At 68.3% G+C, this 19,507-nt stretch carries 17 protein-coding genes; 9 read left to right on the top strand and 8 right to left on the bottom strand.

What is annotated here, in order from left to right:
• Nucleotides 1-136 precede the first annotated feature (136 nt).
• Entirely contained in the window at nt 137-820 is a 684-nt protein-coding gene (locus ACLQ3J_RS08200) for a hypothetical protein (protein ID WP_425902801.1), read from the top strand.
• Nucleotides 821-872: 52 nt separating this feature from the next.
• On the top strand, nt 873-1,844 hold the full coding sequence (locus ACLQ3J_RS08195) for a calcium/sodium antiporter (protein ID WP_296551014.1): 972 nt from the start codon (nt 873-875) through the stop codon (nt 1,842-1,844).
• 4 nt (nt 1,845-1,848) lie between these two features.
• Here ACLQ3J_RS08195 and ACLQ3J_RS08190 read toward each other — a convergent pair whose 3' ends face one another.
• Nucleotides 1,849-2,970: a hypothetical protein gene (locus ACLQ3J_RS08190; protein ID WP_296551013.1), complete on the bottom strand. Its 1,122-nt coding sequence runs from the start codon at nt 2,968-2,970 to the stop codon at nt 1,849-1,851.
• Between the two features lie 152 nt (nt 2,971-3,122).
• Between ACLQ3J_RS08190 and ACLQ3J_RS08185 the strand changes: the two genes are divergently transcribed.
• Both ACLQ3J_RS08185 and ACLQ3J_RS08180 read left to right on the top strand, forming a co-directional pair.
• Complete coding sequence (locus ACLQ3J_RS08185; RefSeq protein WP_169621506.1) at nt 3,123-4,091, top strand: TIGR03557 family F420-dependent LLM class oxidoreductase; 969 nt, start codon at nt 3,123-3,125, stop codon at nt 4,089-4,091.
• 119 nt (nt 4,092-4,210) lie between these two features.
• Nucleotides 4,211-6,805: a LuxR C-terminal-related transcriptional regulator gene (locus ACLQ3J_RS08180; protein WP_425902799.1), complete on the top strand. Its 2,595-nt coding sequence runs from the start codon at nt 4,211-4,213 to the stop codon at nt 6,803-6,805.
• Here the strand turns inward: ACLQ3J_RS08180 and ACLQ3J_RS08175 are convergent.
• The 5 genes from ACLQ3J_RS08175 to egtA are packed head-to-tail and all read right to left on the bottom strand — an operon-like array spanning nt 6,753 to nt 12,280.
• The gene (locus tag ACLQ3J_RS08175; RefSeq protein WP_296551011.1) at nt 6,753-8,012 is read right to left on the bottom strand and encodes an MFS transporter; all 1,260 of its coding nucleotides are present in this window, start codon (nt 8,010-8,012) and stop codon (nt 6,753-6,755) included. The genes ACLQ3J_RS08180 and ACLQ3J_RS08175 overlap by 53 nt on opposite strands.
• A 42-nt stretch (nt 8,013-8,054) precedes the next feature.
• The gene (gene egtD, locus ACLQ3J_RS08170) at nt 8,055-9,011 is read right to left on the bottom strand and encodes an L-histidine N(alpha)-methyltransferase (RefSeq protein WP_169621503.1); all 957 of its coding nucleotides are present in this window, start codon (nt 9,009-9,011) and stop codon (nt 8,055-8,057) included.
• On the bottom strand, nt 9,008-9,757 hold the full coding sequence (egtC, locus tag ACLQ3J_RS08165) for an ergothioneine biosynthesis protein EgtC (RefSeq protein ID WP_422423397.1): 750 nt from the start codon (nt 9,755-9,757) through the stop codon (nt 9,008-9,010). The genes egtD and egtC overlap by 4 nt, the downstream gene beginning before the upstream one ends.
• A complete protein-coding gene (gene egtB, locus ACLQ3J_RS08160) occupies nt 9,750-11,060 on the bottom strand; it encodes an ergothioneine biosynthesis protein EgtB (RefSeq protein WP_296551009.1) in 1,311 nt (436 codons plus the stop codon). The genes egtC and egtB overlap by 8 nt, the downstream gene beginning before the upstream one ends.
• The gene (gene egtA / locus ACLQ3J_RS08155) at nt 11,057-12,280 is read right to left on the bottom strand and encodes an ergothioneine biosynthesis glutamate--cysteine ligase EgtA (RefSeq protein ID WP_425902797.1); all 1,224 of its coding nucleotides are present in this window, start codon (nt 12,278-12,280) and stop codon (nt 11,057-11,059) included. Before egtA ends, egtB begins: the two co-directional genes overlap by 4 nt.
• A gap of 173 nt (nt 12,281-12,453) precedes the next feature.
• On the opposite strand from egtA, the gene ACLQ3J_RS08150 reads away from it, so the two are divergent.
• The 5 genes from ACLQ3J_RS08150 to ACLQ3J_RS08130 all read left to right on the top strand — a co-directional run bounded on the left by ACLQ3J_RS08150 (nt 12,454) and on the right by ACLQ3J_RS08130 (nt 17,655).
• A complete protein-coding gene (locus ACLQ3J_RS08150; protein WP_425903150.1) occupies nt 12,454-13,632 on the top strand; it encodes an aminotransferase class V-fold PLP-dependent enzyme in 1,179 nt (392 codons plus the stop codon).
• Between the two features lie 207 nt (nt 13,633-13,839).
• The gene (locus ACLQ3J_RS08145; RefSeq protein WP_169621499.1) at nt 13,840-14,460 is read left to right on the top strand and encodes a 50S ribosomal protein L25/general stress protein Ctc; all 621 of its coding nucleotides are present in this window, start codon (nt 13,840-13,842) and stop codon (nt 14,458-14,460) included.
• A 95-nt stretch (nt 14,461-14,555) separates the two neighbouring features.
• Entirely contained in the window at nt 14,556-15,128 is a 573-nt protein-coding gene (gene pth, locus ACLQ3J_RS08140) for an aminoacyl-tRNA hydrolase (RefSeq protein WP_169621498.1), read from the top strand.
• A gap of 118 nt (nt 15,129-15,246) precedes the next feature.
• A complete protein-coding gene (locus tag ACLQ3J_RS08135) occupies nt 15,247-16,935 on the top strand; it encodes a peptide chain release factor 3 (protein ID WP_169621497.1) in 1,689 nt (562 codons plus the stop codon).
• 99 nt (nt 16,936-17,034) lie between these two features.
• Nucleotides 17,035-17,655, top strand: coding sequence for a hypothetical protein (locus tag ACLQ3J_RS08130; RefSeq protein ID WP_169621496.1), 621 nt, complete (start codon nt 17,035-17,037; stop codon nt 17,653-17,655).
• 46 nt (nt 17,656-17,701) lie between these two features.
• Here the strand turns inward: ACLQ3J_RS08130 and ACLQ3J_RS08125 are convergent, their stop codons facing one another.
• Together ACLQ3J_RS08125 and ACLQ3J_RS08120 are read right to left on the bottom strand one after the other, a co-directional pair.
• On the bottom strand, nt 17,702-18,739 hold the full coding sequence (locus ACLQ3J_RS08125; RefSeq protein WP_425902796.1) for an enoyl-CoA hydratase/isomerase family protein: 1,038 nt from the start codon (nt 18,737-18,739) through the stop codon (nt 17,702-17,704).
• Between the two features lie 58 nt (nt 18,740-18,797).
• On the bottom strand, nt 18,798-19,472 hold the full coding sequence (locus ACLQ3J_RS08120; RefSeq protein WP_425902794.1) for a pyridoxine/pyridoxamine 5'-phosphate oxidase: 675 nt from the start codon (nt 19,470-19,472) through the stop codon (nt 18,798-18,800).
• Nucleotides 19,473-19,507: the final 35 nt, after the last annotated feature.

Here is a 19,507-nt window from a genome sequence, read left to right as displayed (position 1 = left end):
GGAATTGCAGTGTGCCGCAATGGTTTGCCCCTAAACCTGGAGCGTGATGATCTTCGTCACTTCCGGTCGGCTCCGTCGCAGGTCACGCCGGACCGGGGTGCCGCACCGGTGGGGCCCTGACCTAAAGTTGCTCCTCGTGATCGACGCGCAGACTCTCGAGGCCCCCACCGAAAACGCGACAATCCGAAACTCGCGACGGTGGTCTCCCGGGGCGTGCGTCTGGTGTGGCGGCACCGATTCGGTCGAGGAATACCGCAACGAACCCCGATGCGCGACTTGCCGACACCACGAAGCGGTGATCGAGGAAGCCCGTCGTTTCATGGGCATGTACGGTCTGCGTCCTATCGGAGGAACGCTCCAGTCGGATGACGACGAGGAATACGAGCATCGCGTCGGTGCCCGCGATTCCCGTCGCGTACTCAACGAGATCCGGCTCGAACACCAGCCCGATCCCGAGCTTGTCAGGAAGGCGCTGCGCCCACGTGCGGCCGCCGTCGTCGCCGAGGGCAAGCCCGCCACCAAGCGCGCCTCCGCTTCCTCGTCGTCCTCTTCCACCGCCGGCAGCGCCCGTCCCTCGTCGTCGTCGGCGAAGGCCCCGGCACCGGTGAAAAGCGGTGCGGTCGATATCGACGAGATTCAGACTCGCGCTCTCGCGTTGCTCGACCAGCTCACGTCGATCGACGCGCAACTCGCGCGCGTCGCCGAGCAGAGCGGTCTCGCCGCCCGAGCACGTCGCAGTGATCTCGAGAAGCAGAAAGCCACCGTCCTCCGCACTCTCGCCGCGCTGGAGAAGGCTCGCCTGAGCGCGACGTCGAAGTAACCCGAGTGCAGACAGGAAGCCATCCGCCCGTCTGCGCGTTACCCTTCGACCGATGAATTCTGTCCTCGGTCTCGTCACCGGCCTGGTCGTTCTCGTGGTCGGGGCCGAGGTGCTGGTGCGCGGTGGTTCGCGACTCGCAGCCCGGCTCGGCATCACTCCGATCGTGATCGGGGTGACTGTCGTGGCCCTCGGCACGAGCGCACCCGAACTCGCGGTGGGAATCGAATCCGCCGCAACGGGAAACGCGGGTCTCGCGCTCGGCACCATCGTCGGCACCAACATCGTCAACCTGCTGCTGATCTTGGGACTCAGTGCGCTCGTCCGCACGATCCACCTGGGCACACAGACCCTCCGCATCGACCTTCCTGCCATCACCGCGGCCGCGCTCCTGTTGTGGGCGACGTCCGCGGACGGCCTGATCTCACCGCTCGAAGGTGCCGGTCTCATCGCGTTCGGGGTGCTGTATACCGTTCTCGTGATCCGCGCCGGCCGAGCCGAAGCCGCCGCCGTCCGTCTGGAATACGCCGACGAGTTCTCCCCCGACCCCGTCCCCTGGCGGCTCGGCGCGACCCTCACCGAGGTGGCGATGCTGCTCGGCGGGATCGCCATCGTCGTACTCGGTGCGGACATCCTCGTCGACGCCGCGGTCGCGTCCGCGCAGGCCCTCGGCGTCTCGGACACGGTGATCGGGTTGACCGTCGTCGCGATCGGTACATCCGCACCGGAACTGGTGACCACGATCGTGTCCACGATTCGCAATGAGCGCGACATCGCGATCGGCAACCTTCTCGGTTCCAGCGTCTACAACATCGTGTTCATCCTGGGCGCGACCGTGCTGGCGACCCCTGGGGGTGTGACAGTGCCCGACGAGATCGTCCGAGTCGACCTGCCGCTGATGGCTGCGGTCGCATTTCTGTGCATCCCTGCGTTTCTCACGGGCCGGCGGCTGTCGCGCGCCGAGGGTGCGCTGTTCATCGCGACCTACGGCGTCTATCTCACGTTCCTGCTCACGACCCGCACGTGACCGGTCACGTCAGCGCGAGGTCGGCGAGTTCCGCCACCAGCGGCGCCAGACGACTGCAGTCGGTGCCCGCACTCGACACGGCGACCGTCGGTACGGTGCGCCCACCCGTGCGCGCGGCCACCCGGTTGGTGTCGACGACGTCCTCCACCGGTGTGGCTGCCGTGCACAGGTCGCCGTCGCGCCGGAGGACGATGCTGCGGCCCGCCACGGATGTCCCCTCGCGGTCCGGGCCCGCAACCGGTGCCCCCTCGGGTTCGAGCCCGAACCGCACGCTCCAGGTCTGGGCACCACCGCCGGGCAACAGCACCGAGTAGTCGCAGCGGTACGGGTCGGCGTCCACCGACCACTGGATGAGATTCTCTGGTGCGAACAATCCGACGACCTCGCACGGGTCGGCAGCGGCGAGACGGATCCTTCCCGGACCTCTCGTGGGGCGGGCCGGGAGTGCCCGGAGTCCGTCGACGGCAACATCGTGTGTCTCGTCGGCCGCCTCGCACGCGGTGCCGGTCTCCGGAACGACACCGGGCCGGAAGTGCTCGACCACGTGCACCGCCGCGGTCCGCACCGGCGGATCACCGTCGACGAAGGCGGTGACGGGCAGGTCGAGCGCGAACCACCGGGTGCACTCGGCGGTGGAGTCACCGACAACTCGAAGACGCTCGATCTCGGCGCCGCCGAATCGGACGGCCCGATCCTCCTCACCACGGGGCGGCGCTGACAGATCCAGGGTGATCGACAGATCGCGTTGCCGGTCCCCCGGCCGGCGCACGACGGCGGTGCACGTATCGAAACCTTTCTCCGGCCCGAACCTGCGTAGTTCGCCGTATTTCCCGACAACCGCTTCGGGCATCAGCGCACACGGGTCCAGGCGACGGAGGCGCTCGGCGAGTTCGAGCGCCACCTTGTCCGCGGCGGAGACCGGCTGGCTGTAGGTGTTGGGTTCGATGCGATCCGGCTCGCGGGGAGGTGGCACCGGAGAGGTGCCGGCAACCACGGTCGCGCACGCCGCGAGCACGAAACACAGCACGGACGCGACGGTGACGGCAACCGCCGTCGTCGCTCTCCGACGATGCACCTCACCCTGCACACCGGCCCCCGAACCCCGCACGAATGGTCCGCGGATCATCCCACGACATCTCCTACCGGCGCCCCGCAACGGCGACCTGCACGAGACGGGGCATGGGAGACGTGCCCGCGCGCTGGTTGTCTCACACCGTTTCCCGGCCTGCCGCTCGGGTACTCGGTGAGTCCTCCGATCCGTTCCTACGAGGAGTGCGCATGAAGTTCGGGTACAAACTCGCCGCCGAAGCCTTCGGTCCCGCCGAACTGGTACGGCAAGCAGTCGCCGCGGAAGCCGCGGGCTTCGATTTCGTCGAGATCAGCGACCACTACCATCCGTGGCTCGACGTGCAGGGGCATTCGCCGTTCGCCTGGTCGGTGCTCGGCGCGATCGCAGCACGCACCGACACCGTCGGGCTCGCCACCGGCGTGACGTGCCCGACCATCCGGTACCACCCGGCGATCATCGCGCAGGCCGCCGCGACGGTCTCCCTGTTGTCCGACGGCCGGTTCAGTCTCGGCGTGGGTTCGGGTGAACGTCTCAACGAGCATGTCGTGGGCCTGGAGTACCCGTCCATCCGGCATCGTCAGGTGATGTTCCGGGAGTCGCTGGAGATCATCCGGCTGCTGTGGTCCGGCGGCTATCACAGCTACGACGGTGAGTACCTCCAGCTCGACGAGGCACGCGTCTTCGACCTCCCGGAGGTGTTGCCCGACATCGTCGTCGCCGCGGGCGGACCCGACGCTGCACGCCTGGCCGCCGAGTACGGGGACGGGCTCTTCACGACCGAACCGTCGTCCGAGCTGGTCGAGACGTATCGGAGCGCCGGCGGAACCGGGCCACGCTACGCGGAGATGTCGGTGGCGTGGGCACCGAATGCGGACGACGCCGCAGATGCGGCGCTGCGCACCAACCGGTGGGGTGTCACAGGATGGAAGGTGATGAGCGAACTTCCCAATCCGGTCAACTTCGCCGCGGCGACCGAGACGGTGCGTCGCGAAGACATGCTCGAGAACTTCGTATGCGGCAGTGAGCCCGAGGCCTACCTCGACCTCGCACGCACTCACGCCGACGCCGGCTACGACCATCTCGTGTTCATGAATGCCGGACCCGACCCCGACGGCTTCCTCTCGTTTTTCCGCACCGAACTCCTCGAATCGCTGCGCGCCCTCCCGGCATCCGGCTGATCGTCACGATTCACCGGGTCTTCACCACATCCGACCAGGTAGTCTTTTACCGATCAGGCCTGTCGGGGGTCTCGTTCGCAGCCTCGGCATCCAGCTGGGCAATCGTCGAAGGAGCTTGCGTGAGTATCCCCGCCGCCGGTCGCGTCGGCGTACCACAGTGGCGTGGTCTCACCTGTGCTCTCGCACGACCCCGGTTGTTCGCCGCACTGGACCGCGGTTCACCTCTGACGGTGCTCGATGCGCCTCCCGGTTTCGGCAAGCGCACCCTCGTCGCATCCTGGCTGCACGGTGGCGGCGCCGAGGGCCGGACGGTGGTGTGGGTCCCTCCCGACCACGCGAACCCTGGGCACCACGCGACATGGACGGCTGTCCTCGAGACTCTGCGGGCACACGGCGACGATGCGTTCCCGCACGCCTCCGGTCCGGACGAGCCGGGAGCCGACCCGTTCACCAAGGTCGTGCACGCGTTCCGGTCGTGTGAGGGGCCGGCTCTCCTGGTCCTTGCCGGCGTCTTCGATCCCGCGACCACGCTGCCCTGCGTCTACGAACTGCTGAACCGGTGTCCCTCCCTCGACGTCATCGTGTGTTCGCCGGGGACCACGGACACCGACCTCTCCGGCGCCACCGAGCAGGGGATCGACTGCACCTACATTCCCACCGAGCAGATGGCGTTCACGCCGGCCGAGACGGCGACGTTGTTCCACACGGCGGGTGTGCCGCGGACCGACGCCGAGTGCCATGCCCTCAACCGCGCGTTGGGCGGCGTCCCCGCACATCTCGCCGCGTCCGTCACCCTCGTCCGCTCCGCACCCGGGCGACTGGTCGACCCCGACGGCTCACCGGACCCGCGTCTTGCCCACATGGTGAAGCGCTACGCCGCGGCGCGTCTCTCCGAATTGGACGACGAGTCACGCGCTTTCGCGCTGACGATCGCGGCAGCGCGCAGCACCGACGCGACGACCGCCGTCGAACTCACCCGGCATCCGGATCCCACGACGGTGCTGAACCTCATGACGATGCGGGGGCTGCTCGTCGCGTCCCGGCCCAGCGGTGTCTGGCGGTGGACCGAGGCGGTCCGCTCCGCGGTCCTCGAGATTTCTCGCGCTTCACGACCGGGACACGTCGACGCACTGCTGGTGGAGTTGGCCAGGCGGCATCGAGGCGACGAGAATCCGGTCGATGCCGCTGTCTACGCCGTCGAAGCCGAGGATTGGGAGATGGCGAAGGAGATCGTCTTCTCGTCATGGGTCACCATGGTGGACAAGCACTTCGGTTCACTCGTGAGAATCCTGCGCCGCCTTCCGGTGAAGACACTCGACGAATACCCGTCGATCCTCGCGGGACGAGCGCTGTTCAGTCAGATGCTCGACGAGCACGCCATCTTGCACACGGCGCTACCGTCCGACCCTGCCGATCTCCGTGAACTCGGCAGGACGAAGGACGCTCCCCATGCGTTGTTCGTCGGGACGGTGCAGACGCTGGCGCTACGGGTGGGGGGCCGGGTCGACGATGCAGCAACGCGGACACTGAACCTCGAGCCGCTGGTCGAGTCCATCCTCGAGCATCAGCCCGACTCGATCGCAGCGCACCTTCCCGTACTTCGCCTGCAGTGGGCCATCACGCTTCAGCTCGCGGGAATGCTGGACCGGTCGACCACCGCATTCCGCCGCGCCTACCGGGGCGCGCACGCGTCGGGAATCACCTTTGCGGTCCAGAACGCGGCGGGCAGTTCGGCACTGAACTGGGCAGTGACGGGCGATAACCCGCGTGCTCGCGAATGGCTCGATATCGAGCAGCGCGCCGAACCCACCGAGGGGCACTGGGGGCCGGTAGTCCGCATGGGCGGCCGGGCAGCGACGGTATTGCTCCATCTCGACTCGCTCGATCTGGAGGCCGCGACCCACGCGCTCGATGTGCTCGGGACCCCCGGTGAGTCCGAAGAACTGTGGGCTTTCGTCGCGTACTGCCGGGCGTACCACTCTCTCGCCGGGGGCAATCCGTACGACGGACTGACCGGTGTGCACCAGCTGATCACGTCGCATCGCGACCGCCACAGGTCCGGCTCATTCTCCCGGGTGCTCCTCGGCGCGGCGGAAGTGGATCTGCAACTGGCTCTGGGTAACGGCAACCTCGCCCTCGCGCGCGCCGGAGAGGACTCCGCGGGCCACCCCGTGCTGATCGTCCCGTGCGCGCGGGCGGAACTTCTGACCGGCCATCCCGATGCAGCGCTGACGAAACTCCGCCACGTGCCGTGGCCGGAATGCGGTTTTCCTCGCGCACATCTCGAAGCACTGCTCATCGCAGCGGCGTGCCACCTCCACCTGGAGGATCATGCGGGCGCCGTGCGCGACTGGCAGCGCGCCTGCACTCTTGCACCGACTCTCCGGAACCGGCGCGCGTTCACCACGGTGCCGGCGCGCACCGTGGCCCGGTTGGAGGAGCTGAGCGGCATCGCGGTACCCGGAGGGCCGGTCGACGCGGTGTTTGCGGAAACGGTGCCGCGCGCGGAATTGTCGCCGCGCGAAACCGACGTCCTGGTCCTCCTCGCGCGCGGCTCGACGCACGCCGAGATCGCCAGGGAGTTGTTCGTCTCCGCCAATACGGTCAAGACCCAGCTGCGCACCGCCTACCGCAAGCTCGGGGCACACTCGCGCACCGAAGCTATCGGGCGCGCCCGCGAACTCCGGTTGCTGCCCCTCGACCGGGAGTCGTGACCGCGGAATCGGCTCCGGTCCGGTTTCCGTTCCCGGCGACCCGCATGTCGACTATCCACACCGCGGCGGTACACAGCGACAGGCCGACACCGAGCAGGAACACCGCCGTCCACCCGCCGAACGACCAGGCTGCGGCCCCCAGCGCCGATCCCGACGCCGCGCCGACGAAGTACGTCGTCATGTACACCGAGTTGAGCCGCGAGCGCGCATCGGGATCGAGCGCGTAGACGATGTTCTGGTTGGTGATGTGCACCATGCTCACGGCAAGGTCGATCGTGACCATTCCGACCACGAACCACACCAGCGACACCGCACCCGCCGCAAGTGCCGCCCACGACATGACGAGCACCGCGATCCCGGCCGCGGTCGTCAGAGCGCCGAGGCCCCGGTCGACGAGCCGCCCGACCACGGAGGCTGCGACAGCGCCGACCACCCCGGCAAGTCCGACGAGACCGATCTCGAGTTCTCCGAGCCCGTGCTCCGGACCGGACAACAGGAACGCCATCGTCGAGAACATCGCGCTGATGGACGCGAAGCTGAGCCCACCCATCAGGGCACGGGTGCGCAGCCGTGGGTGCTCGAACACCAGCGTGCCGAGCGACCGCAGTGTCGCACCGTAGCCCTGGCGTGCCGTCGGCGTCGTCGCCGGCAGGACGCGCCACAGAGCGAGCGCGACGACCGCGGTGAGGACTGCGCCGATGCGGTACACGGTGGACCAGCCGCCGACTTCGGCGAGCATCCCTGCGACACTCCGCGCGAGCAGGATGCCCACCAGCAGGCCGCTCATCACGGTGCCCACCGCAGCGCCGCGTTTCTCGGGGGTCGCGAGGGTGGCCGCGAACGGCACGAGCACCTGCGCGGCGACGGAGAACAGCCCCGCCATGGCGGTCCCCACCATGAGCACACCGATGCCGGGTGCGAAACCGCTGATCCCCTGGCCGGCTGCGGCCGCGAGCATGAGCGTCACGGCGAGCCGCCGCTGGGGAAACACGTCCCCGAGCGGTACCAGGAAGATCAGCCCCAGTGCGTAGGCGACCTGCGCGACGGTGACCGTCGCGGCCGCCGCCGAGTGCGACGTGCCCAGCGCGGTCGCAATCGACTCGAGCAGAGGCTGGTTGAAGTAGTTGCCGCCTACGCACAACCCCGTCGCCACCGCCATGAGCAACAGCACGGGGGTGGTCAGCACGGGACGGGACTCCGAGGGCATACCCACCACAATCCCTCTCGCCGCGCGTGGCTGTCCAACCGATCAGCGGCGGGCGGCGCCCAGCACGACGAACCGGCCGTCGCGGTCGATCCATTCGCGGTGCACCACGAAGCCGGCGCGGTCGAGTTCCGCTCCGAGCCCGTCCAGCCGGAACTTCGCGGAGATCTCGGTGCGGATCTGCTCGCCCTTGTCCAGCGACACCTCGAGATCGAGTCCCGGCACCGACACCGTCATCGGCTCCGTCGCCTCGAGCCGCATCTCGATCCATTCGTTGTCCGGGTCCCACACGGCACGATGGACGAAGCGATCCGGGTCGAAATCGGCGCCCAGACGGTTGTTGAGCACTCGCAGTACGTTCCGGTCGAACTCCGCGGTGACTCCGGCAGCATCGTCGTAGGCCGGGATGAGCACCTCGGGATCCACCACGAGCCCCGCTCCGAGCAGAAGCCACTCGTCGCGGTCGAGGATCGACGCGAGTCCGGAGAGGAACGCGGCCCGTTCCTCGGGCACCAGGTTGCCGATCGTGCCCCCGAGGAAAGCCACCATCCGGCGTCCTCCCGAGGGAAGATGCTCGAGCGATTCGGTGAAGTCACCCACCACGCCGTGTACCGACAGCCGTGGGTACTCCACCGACAGCTGTGCCACCGCGGTGCGCAGAGCCGGCTCGGAGACGTCCTGCGGTACGTAGGTGTGGAGGTACGGTTCGAGCGCATCGAGCAGCACACGGGTCTTCTCCGAAGAGCCCGACCCCAGTTCGACGAGCATCTCCGGCCGCGCCGAGTCGGCGATCTCCCCCGCGAATTGCCGCAGCAAACCGAATTCGGTGCGGGTCGGGTAGTACTCGGGCAGCCGCGTGATCTCTTCGAAGAGTGTGCTGCCGCGCGCGTCGTACAGCCACGTGGGCGAGAGATATTTCGGGGTCGACGTCAACCCTCGGTAGGCATCGGCGCGGAGCTTCTCGTCGAATTGTTCGGGTTCGAGATAGACGTCGACTGTCATGGAGCCTTGACCTCCAGCGGGGAGACGATAAGTTTTCCGGGTATCGCATGGACGAGATGCCGGTCGGGCACCGGCTGCCAGCGCAGGTCGTCGTCGTACGGTTCCGAGGCGACGATGGCGACGTCTTCGTCCACAAGGGTCCACAACGAGTGGTACCACGCCGTCGCCCACATCTCGGACCCGTTGCACAACAACAGGTTCAGCCGGGATTCGGGAGCGGCACCGATGATGTCGCGCACCAGGGACATCAGAGCGACATCGGGTGTCCCCGACCGAAGCCGGTGGCGCAACAACATCCACAGGGCCGCGGAGTCGGTCGGCGCGTCGAGTTGCAGCAAGTCTTCGACGGGCAGCGTGGACGCGAGAGAGGCGAGGGATCCGGGCCATCCTCGGACCACCCCGTTGAGGCTGAACCCCCAGCGCGCTTCACCGAACGGCGCCGCCGCGGAACGTTCCACCGGCATACCTTCGGTGGCCGATCGCAGCGCGACCATCAGGGCTCCGCCGCGTATTCCCGACAGCCCCTCTCCCACAAAGGGATCCGACCAGATCGGTGAGGCCGACCGGTACCGGCCGAAAGTTCCGTCGTCACGCCACCAGCCCACTCCGAAACCGTCGGCGTTGATGGTGCCGCCCCCACGCATGTCGCGGGGCGCGAACGACTGGCGAATCAAGGAGTGCGGGCCGCGATGGACCAGCTCGGCAGCTCCCGTGGCCGGTCCGAGATAGCCCAGGTGCCTACACATCCGGCTCCCCGGCACCGGCCGGGTCGTATGCGAGGCGGAAACCCGCGAAGATCTGGCGGCGGACCGGAAGATCCCAGTTGCGGAAGGTTCCCCGGCACGCGACCGAGTCCGTTCCGAACGAACCGCCGCGCAGTACCCGATAGTCGTTCCCGAAGAACACTTCCGAGTACTCCCGGTACGGGAACGCCCGGAAGCCCGGGTACGGCTCGAACGGTGAGGAGGTCCACTCCCACACGTCCCCGATGAGCTGGTGGACGCCGAGCGGTGACGCCCCCGCCGGATATGCCCCCACCACGGCCGGGCCGAGGTGACACTGTCCGAGGTTCGCATGCTGGGGGCCGGGCTCCTCGTCGCCCCACGGGTACGCGCGGCTGCGACCCGTGGCGGGATCCCACCGCGCTGCCTTCTCCCACTCGAACTCGGTCGGCAGGCGGCCACCCGCCCAGCGGCCGAACGCCTCGGCTTCGTAGAAGCACACGTGCACCACCGGTTCGTCCGGGTGCAGTTCCACGATCCGTCCGAACGACCGCCGTGCACGCCGGCCCGCAGGATCGTGGGTCCAGAACCGGGGCGCCTCGAGCTCGGCGTCACAGCGGTGTCTCCATCCCGGCTCGGACCAGAATTCGGGTCGCCGGTACCCGCCGTCCTCGACGAATTCGAGGTAACGCCGGTTCGACACCGGCACGGTGTCGATCGAGAACGCGGGCACGTGGACGCGCTGCGCGGGCTGTTCGTTGTCCAGCGCCCACGGATCGCTCGACGTCCCGATCTCGACCTCGCCGGCGGGCACGAGCACCCGGCTCTGCTCCGGCGGCGTTCCCCGCCGAGGCGCCTCCGGGGCGTCGAGCAGCGGTGGCCCCTCGCGTAACTGATGCGTGGCGAGCATCGTCTCGCCGTGTTGCTGCTCGTGCTGCGCGACCATGGCGAAAACGAACCCGTCACGCGTGAGTTCGGAATCGAAACTCCCCTGGTCCAGGGCATCCCAGCTGGCGGCACGGACCTCGTCGACGTAACGACGCGCCTCGTCCGGGCCGAGCAGCGGCAACTCGGGCCGTGTCGCGCGGGGATGCAGGAACGCGTCGTACAGGTCGTCGATGCCGCTTCGTAGCGGCGGCCGGCCCCCGACCTTCCGCACGAGCCACTGCTCTTCCTGGTTGGCGATGTGCACGAGATCCCAGACCAGCGGGCTCATCAACGGCGAGTGCTGCGCGGTGAGCTCGGAGTCGGGGAGATCGGTCAGCGATCTCGTCCGAGCGCGCGCACGCTCCAGGTGCTGACGGAGCCGGGTACGCGCGGCCGTCACCGCCCGGTCACCTCCGGCGCACGTCCCCGCAGACATCGGGCAGCGGCGGCGTCGAGAGCGCTGGTGAAACGCATGTCGCGCGAGGATTCCGCGGCGAGCGAGAGCAATCCTGCTGCGGCGGCGCGCAATTCGACCGCCCCGAGCCCGACTCGTGCCGCCTCGCTCCACATCTCCCGAACAGGAGCTGCGACCGCAGTGGCTTCCTGCGTCACCGCCGGTGTACTGAGCAGCGCCTCGATGGCGGCCACCGGTACCTGCCACAGGTCACCGGGCTGGGCATCGATGTATCGCACCTCGAGGTGTCCGCGTGGCCGCACCGGAGGGAACAGCGTCGTCATGTGGTAATCGAGATCGCCGACGGTGGGGCGGCGGCCGATCTCGGCGTCGAGACTCCCGTCGAGCCAGTCGGCGAACGTTGCGCCCGGTGGAGCATGCCACTCCGGTTCGCCGGAACGCACGCACGTCAACGGCGCATCGATCACCCACGCCGGATAGCCGGCCGGGTCGGGCACATCGGTGAGTTCGGGGTCGAGTGCCAGCCACGCACGCATCCGTTGCGACACCCACTCACCGTCCGGAGCGCCCCGCATGCTCGGCGAGCACGCGAAGGCGGCGATCATCGCCGGGCCCATGGCATGCAGCAGCTTCCAGCGGCGGTCGATCTCGTCGTCGTTCTCGCCGGCATCGACACTGACCTGCACAGCGGCGGTGTTGTTCATCATGAGCCGGCCCATAGGCCCGATCCGGTCGTAGCGCATTTCCATCGCCCCGTACCGGGGAGTGTGGAGCAGCCGCTGAGGGGGCCGGATCGCGTCGGAGGCGCCGTCGAGCATCGTCACCGAACGACGCGCGAGCAGCGCGCGGAGCATCCTCGCGTCGGCGCTGAGCCGATCGCATACCTGACGCGCGGAGGTGCAGGGCGCACTCGACAGTTCCACCTGACCACCGGGCTCGAGGCTCACCACACTGCCCGACGGCAGCGGTCTCTCCGACGACGGCGGCAGGACCGTCCGGGGCGCATGTGAGCCGAGCGCATCGACGAGGGAGGACAGTTGCGGGCGCGCGGACGTGATGTCGGCACGCGCCGTGAGCCACTCGAGTTCGACGCCGATCAGGCGTGGTGGACCGGCACGGAAGCTCACGTCCCGGACGTGCTTTTCGGCAGCTCCGCGTGTCCCGAGTCCCGCCCGAGCGTGCGATACCGGAAAATTGATCGACATCACCACTCGATTCACCCCCCACGGCTGCCTGACAAGGTCTGCGAACGAGACTAACGCGCGTGGGCACGCAACGCGGGGAGATCGCCTCCGCGCGGCAGGCAACCCGGTGGGATTCCGGTGCGGCGGGATACTGTCCGAGACGACCACGCCGACGTGCGGGAGGGGATGTGCCGATGCTGGATCTCGAGCAGGCGCGCCGGGACACACCCGGATGCTTCGAACGCGTGTTCCTCGACAGCGCCGGTTCGTCGCTTCCGCCCACCCCGGTGGTCGACACTGTGGTGTCGCACCTGCGGCGGGAAGCCGAGGTGGGCGGATACGTCGCGGCGAACGAGCGGCGCGGCGATCTCGACGCGGTGAAGACCTCGCTCGGCCGTCTGCTCGGCGCGCCGGCGGAATCCATCGCACTGTCGGACAGCGCGTCGCGTGCGTGGACATCGTTCTTCTACGCGGTGCCGTTGCGGCCCGGCGACAGAATCCTCCTCTCCCGGGCCGAATACGCCGCGAATGCGGTTGCGGCACTGCAGCGTGCACGAACGACCGGGGCTCACGTGGAGGTGGTTCCGTCCGATCCGTCCGGACGCATCGACCTCGATGCGCTGACCGGGATGCTCGACGAGCGTGTCCGGCTGGTGTCCGTCGTACACGCTCCCACCAACGGAGGGCTGGTCAATCCCGTGCGGGAGGTGGCCGATGCCGCCCACGCGGTGGGCGCACTCGTACTGCTCGACGCGTGCCAATCCGTCGGCCAGTTGCGGGTCGACATTCCCGAACTCGACGTCGACGCGCTCTCCGGAACCGGCCGCAAGTGGCTACGGGGGCCTCGCGGCACGGGCTTCCTCTATGTCCGGCCGCGCCTGGTCACCCAACTCGAACCCGCGATGATCGATCTGCACAGTGCGGTGTGGACGGCGCCGGATCGCTTCGACTACGCGCCGGACGCCACCCGGTTCGAGATGTGGGAAGCCGACGTCGCCGCACGACTGGGGCTGGGCGCGGCCGTCGATTATCTGCTCGGTCTCGGGGTCGACGAGGTGGTCGACGCGCTCGGTTATCGCGCCCAGCACCTGCGCGACGGTCTCGATCGAATCCCCGGCGCGACCGTGCGAGATCTCGGTGACCGGCGCAGCGGAATCGTCTCGTTCACGATGGACGGCTGGGAACCGGACGCGGTGCGGGACGCTCTGGCGCAACGGTCGGTGACGGTGACGGTGAGCCACCGCAGTTCGACGCTGCTCGACATGTCGGCCCGCCGTCTCGAGGCAGTCGTGCGGGCCTCCCCGCACTACTTCGTCTCTCCGGCAGACGTGGACCGGTTCCTGTCGGCCGTCCGCGACCTCGCGGCGCGCTAAACGGTCTCCACCTGCGCGGGTTCGCGTCCGAGGTGCCGATCCGGTAGAGTGGATCGAGTTGTCTCGGCGAGGGTGGACCGCATCTGTCGGATCACCGTGATCGACGCGGCCGCGGCTTTGATGAGCACCTGCTCCTGTCGCGCGTGCCGGCCCACTTGCCGAGAACACCCGACCACGAAGTGCCATCAGCGTAGGAGCCGTTACATCATGTCCGACGAGAACAATCTCGTAGCCAGCGTCCGCACCGAGTTCGGCAAGGGCGCCGCGCGCCGTGCCCGCCGCGACGGTCAGGTCCCCGCCGTGCTGTACGGCCACAACACCGACCCGCAGCACCTCGCGCTCCCCTCGCGTGAGTTCGCCGCCGTCCTGCGTGCCCACGGCACCAACGCCATCCTGACCCTGGACATCGACGGCACCGAGCAGCTCGCGCTGACGAAGTCCGTCGTCGTCCACCCGATCCGCCGCTACATCGAGCACGCCGACCTCCTCGTCGTGAAGCGCGGCGAGAAGGTCACCGTCGAGGTGCCCGTCGTGCTCGAGGGCGAGCCCGCCAGCGGCACCCTGGTCGTCAACGAGGTCAGCACCATCAAGATCGAAGCCGACGCGATGAAGCTCCCCGAGGAGATCAAGGTCTCCATCGAGGGCGTCGAGGCCGGTACCCAGATCCTCGCCGGCGGCATCGAGCTGCCGTCGGGCTCGAGCCTGCAGGACGATGCCGATCTGCTGATCGTGAACATCGTCGAGGCTCCGTCCGCCGATGAGCTCGAGGGCGAAGAGGGTGCCGACGAGGCTCCCGCCGCCGAAGAGGCGGCAGAAGAAGAGGCCTGAGTCTTCACCGGCTCCCTGTGAAGTCACTCGTGCGGCGCGTCATCCTCCGGGGTGGCGCGCCGCACGTGGTTGTAGATGCACGGAAGGAACTGCACGTGAGCGAGGACACCGCGCTCGTCGTAGGGCTGGGAAATCCCGGGCCGAAGTACGAAAACACCCGGCACAACATCGGTTTCATGGTGGCCGACGTGCTGGCAGGCCGGGTCGGTGGCAAGTTCGGTGCCCACAAGCGCAGCAATTCCGACATCGTGCAGGCACGGCTCGACGGTCGTCAGGTGATCATCGCCAAGCCCCGCACGTACATGAACCTCTCCGGGGGCCCGGTCGCGAGCCTCGCCAAGTTCTTCTCGGTCGACCCGTCGAACATCGTGGTGATCCACGACGAACTCGATCTGGACTTCGAGACGATCCGTCTCAAGCAGGGCGGCGGTGAGAACGGGCACAACGGCCTCCGGTCGACGTCCTCGGCACTGGGCACCAAGGACTACGTGCGTGTCCGGATGGGCATCGGGCGCCCTCCCGGCCGGCAGGACCCCGCCGACTACGTGCTCAAGCCGTTCTCCACCACGGAACGCAAAGAGCTCCCGGTGTGGTGTGAAGAAGGCGCCGACGCCGTGGAACTCGTGCTGCGACTGGGGCTCGAAGGCGCCCAGAACCGCGTGCACTGATACAGAACCGTCGGACGGGCGCAGTCGAATCCGCCCGAAACGACCTTACGAGTTGCCGAGTAACATGGACGAGTTGCCGGCGACAGCCGCACCAGTCCCGCTTCGAGAGGTTTCCGCGTTGAGCACCCCGCACGCTTCGGCCGTCAGCGAATCCACCGGAGTCCCGAAGCCCGGATCCGGTAAGGAAGTACGGGCCGAGGCCCAGCGCCGCCGTACGTTCGCCGTCATCTCCCACCCCGACGCCGGTAAGTCCACGCTCACCGAGGCCCTCGCTCTGCACGCGAAGGTGATCTCCGAGGCGGGCGCCGTGCACGGAAAGGCGGGCCGCAAATCGACCGTCTCCGACTGGATGGAGATGGAGAAGGCGCGCGGCATCTCCGTCAGCTCGACGGCACTGCAGTTCAACTACACCTCCTCCGAGTCGGCTCGCGGCGACGACGGAAGCGAGACGGTCAACGTCATCAACCTCGTCGATACGCCCGGTCACTCCGATTTCTCGGAGGACACCTATCGCGTGCTCACGGCTGTCGACGCGGCCGTGATGCTCATCGACGCCGCGAAGGGCCTCGAGCCGCAGACCCTCAAATTGTTCCAGGTGTGCCGTCACCGCGGCATCCCCGTGATCACCGTCATCAACAAGTGGGACCGGCCCGGTCGCGCACCGCTCGAACTGCTCGACGAGATCGACGAGCGCATCGGCCTGACCCCCACTCCCCTGTTCTGGCCGGTCGGTATCGCCGGTGATTTCCGCGGCCTGCTGCGTCGCGGCGAGGACGGCACCGCAACCGAGTACATCAAGTTCACCCGCACCGCGGGTGGCGCGAAGATCGCACCCGAAGAGCACCTGTCGGTGGACCAGGCGTCCGACCGCGAGGGCGATATCTGGACCGAAGCCGCCGAGGAGTCCGAACTTCTCTCGGCAAGCGGTCAGGACCACGACCAGGAGATGTTCCTCGCCGGACAGACGTCCCCGGTGATCTTCGCGTCGGCCATGCTCAACTTCGGTGTCCGGCAGATTCTCGACACGCTGGTGTCGCTGGCACCGCCGCCGCGCGCCCGGATCGACATCGAGGGCAACCCGCGCAACGTCGACGATCCGTTCAGCGCGGTGGTGTTCAAGGTTCAGGCCGGTATGGACACCGCACACCGCGACCGGCTCGCCTTCATGCGGATCGTCTCCGGTGTCTTCGAACGCGGCATGGTGGTCACGCACGCCCAGACCGGGAAGCCGTTCGCCACGAAGTACGCGCTCACCGTCTTCGGGCGTGAACGCACCACGGTGGAGAACGCCTACCCCGGGGACGTGGTGGGTCTGGTCAACGCGACCGCACTCGCACCGGGCCACACGTTGTACGTGGACAAGAAGGTGGAGTTCCCGCCGATTCCGTCGTTCGCCCCCGAGCACTTCGCGATCCTGCGCGCCGAGAGTGCGTCGAAGTACAAGCAGTTCCGCAAGGCGGTCGATCAACTCGACTCCGAAGGTGTCGTGCAGATTCTGCGCAACGACATCCGCGGTGACGCCTCGCCGGTCATGGCGGCAGTCGGTCCGATGCAGTTCGAGGTCGTCGCGGCGCGGATGAAGGCCGAATACAACGTGGACCCGAAGATCGAGCCGCTGGGATACGCGCTCGCGCGACGGACCGACACCGCATCGGAAGACGAGCTCAACCGTCAGCGCGGGGTCGAGGTGTTCACGCGGTCCGACGGTGTGCTGCTCGCACTCGTGAGCGACAAGTGGCGTCTGCAGTACATCGAGAAGGAACACCCGGACCTCACGCTCGAACCGCTCGTCGCCGCGACCGACTGACGGAATCCCGGCGGACGCACCCGGTGGGTGCAACCTGCGGACTTTACTGATACTTTCCCTTCCGTCGATCCGACGTATCGGGTGGAATCAGGAGCAACGATGAGCGACGACGCACCGGCCTCGGCTGGGGACGGACTGCCGTCCGGTAGGCCGGGGGACGCAACCGCACGGTCCGGAGGACCGAAACGGTCGGGAACCTTCGTCTATCCGTTGCCGAGCACCCCTCTGCCCAGCAGCACTCCGCTCACCGGCACGGTCCGGCCGGACTCGGCCGGGAAGTCCGCTCCGGGTGTGTCCGGAGCGAACACCGAGAGCGAGCGCGCGATCGACCGCGACCCGGCCGGCGGGGTGGACGCCGGCATCTTCGACGAAGGGACGACCCTGGTGAGCAGCACCAGCACGAACGGCACGGTCAACGGTGCGGGAACCGCAACCGACGGTGCCCGCACCACCACCGCGACGTCCTCCGTCACCGCGCCGACTCCGTCCCGGCGGAACTCGATGGGTGTGGCCTCGGTCCGGATCGCAGCCCGGCTCGCCCAGAACGAACTGGGAACCTCGGGTGGTCAGGGCGACCCGATCTCGGACAACGACGAACTGCTCACCCTGCTCGGCGAGTACCTGGTCGCCGGCGGGCTCGAGAAGCCCGAACTCCACGTGACCCTCGGTGGTCAGACCATCGTGGTGGACCTGCAGACTCCGCAACGTCACGCACGCTGACCGGATCCCCGGCGGCGCGGCACGACGCGCGCTGCCGGAACGCCGGTCAGTTGTCCAGCAACGCTACGATCGACGCCTGATCGACGTCCCCGAGCGTGGCAGGCGACCACTGCGGATTGCGATCCTTGTCGACGAGCACGGAGCGAACTCCCTCGGCGAAGTCGGGTGTGAGGGCGATCCGCACCGCGACCCCGAGTTCACGGGTGAAGCACTCCTCCAAGGTGCTTTCGGCACCTCGCCGTAACAGTTCCGCGGTGACCCAGACGCTCGTCGGCGACAGCGCCGTCAGCGCGTCGCGTGTCTTCTCCGCCCAGGCGGTGTCGATATCGGGGTCGTCGGAGAGACGGGCCAGCATGTCCAGCACGGTCCCGTCACCGAAGACCGCCTCGATGTCGGTGAAACGCCGCGCCAGATCCGATTCGGGGGCCGGTTCGACGTACTCGTCGAGCGCATCCTGCCAGTGCCCCGCCCTGATCCGGTCGGCCAGTTCGCCGATGCGTGCGCTCGGCACATAGTGCGTCGCGAGTCCGACCGCGAGTGCGTCCCCCGCGTCGATCCGCGCGCCGGTGGTGCCCAGGTACATGCCGACGGCGTCGCAACGCGCCGTGGTTCCGCGCAGCCGGGGAAGGAAGTGACTCGAACCGACGTCGGGAATGAAACCGATCGCCGTCTCCGGCATGGCGAAGGTCGACTTCTCGGTCGCGATGCGCATTGCTCCGTGCACCGAGATCCCCAGTCCCCCACCCATCGTCACGCCGTCGAGCAGCGCCAGGTAGGGCTTGGGGTAGGTCGCGACGAGCCGGTCGAGCCGGTATTCGTCCGAGAAGTAGCCGCGGACGGTGTCGGCGTCGCCCTGCACCGCCGCCTCCCGCACCGGCTTGATGTCACCCCCTGCACAGAACGCGCGCTCGGACAGGCTGGTGACCAGGACGGCCGTGATCTCTGGATCGTCGCGCCATGCCTCCAGCGGGGCGTACATGTCGCGGATCATCGACCGGTCGAGCGCGTTGAGTGCAACCGCCCGGTCGAGCTGCACCTCGCCGACACCATTGGCGACGCGTGTGCGGATGAAGGAGTCGTTCACGGGCCGGAGCCTACCGGTCGTCCGCCCGTATCGCGTTATGCCCGGGCCGGTTCCCGCCCTACGGAAACAGCTGTTCGTGCGTCCACGTCGCACCCTCCCGGCGGTAGCGCAGCCGCCGGTGCCGGCGGCCCGGGTCGGCCTGCCAGAACTCGACGGTGGTGGCCTCGAGACACCACGCTCTCCAGTGGGGCGACACCCACGCCGGATCGGCGTCCAGCGCCTCGAGCCGCTCACCCACCACACGGTCGTAGTCACGCGGGTCGTCGAGAACCTCGCTCTGCAGGCCGGTCGACGCGACCGCGCGGGCCAGCGGCGACCGTTCGACGAAGTCGCGGCCACACACTTCGGAGCCGCCGGAACGCACCGGCCCCCGCACCCTGATCTGACGGCCGTGCTCACGCCAGTAGAACGTCAGTGCAGCAGCGGCCGTCGCGCCCAGGTGGCGTCCCTTCGGGGACCGGTCGTCGCCCGAGAACCACCAGCCGTCCGCGGTGACATCCTTGAGAAGCAGGGTCCGGGCATCGGGCACCCCGTCCTCGTCGACGGTCGACAGCGTCGTCGCATGCGGCTCTGCGATGCCGGCGTCCACGGCGTCCGTCAGCCACTGCAGAAACAGATCCTGGGGTCGCGGGTTCACCGGACGCTCCGGCGGTGGCTGCGTGGCGAACACCGGGATCGCCCTGACCCAGGCGCGTACGTCGGGGTACTTCTCGAGGTGCGGGATCTCGGCCACCCGGGAAGCGTAACGGCCCGAGGTCGGATAACGGC

Origin of the sequence: Rhodococcus sp. DT1, from assembly GCF_049844875.1 — a bacterium.
In the GTDB taxonomy this organism is placed as follows: domain Bacteria; phylum Actinomycetota; class Actinomycetes; order Mycobacteriales; family Mycobacteriaceae; genus Rhodococcus.
This window is presented reverse-complemented; position numbering and strand designations above follow the sequence as displayed.

Coding starts and splice junctions, on each gene's coding strand:
- ACLQ3J_RS08130 (WP_169621496.1), top strand. CDS start 17,035: ATGAGCGACGACGCACCGGCCTCGGCTGGGGACGGACTGCCGTCCGGT.
- egtC (WP_422423397.1), bottom strand. CDS start 9,757: ATGTGTAGGCACCTGGGCTATCTCGGACCGGCCACGGGAGCTGCCGAG.
- ACLQ3J_RS08150 (WP_425903150.1), top strand. CDS start 12,454: ATGCTGGATCTCGAGCAGGCGCGCCGGGACACACCCGGATGCTTCGAA.
- ACLQ3J_RS08190 (WP_296551013.1), bottom strand. CDS start 2,970: ATGATCCGCGGACCATTCGTGCGGGGTTCGGGGGCCGGTGTGCAGGGT.
- ACLQ3J_RS08195 (WP_296551014.1), top strand. CDS start 873: ATGAATTCTGTCCTCGGTCTCGTCACCGGCCTGGTCGTTCTCGTGGTC.
- ACLQ3J_RS08145 (WP_169621499.1), top strand. CDS start 13,840: ATGTCCGACGAGAACAATCTCGTAGCCAGCGTCCGCACCGAGTTCGGC.
- ACLQ3J_RS08175 (WP_296551011.1), bottom strand. CDS start 8,012: ATGCCCTCGGAGTCCCGTCCCGTGCTGACCACCCCCGTGCTGTTGCTC.
- ACLQ3J_RS08185 (WP_169621506.1), top strand. CDS start 3,123: ATGAAGTTCGGGTACAAACTCGCCGCCGAAGCCTTCGGTCCCGCCGAA.
- egtA (WP_425902797.1), bottom strand. CDS start 12,280: ATGTCGATCAATTTTCCGGTATCGCACGCTCGGGCGGGACTCGGGACA.
- egtD (WP_169621503.1), bottom strand. CDS start 9,011: ATGACAGTCGACGTCTATCTCGAACCCGAACAATTCGACGAGAAGCTC.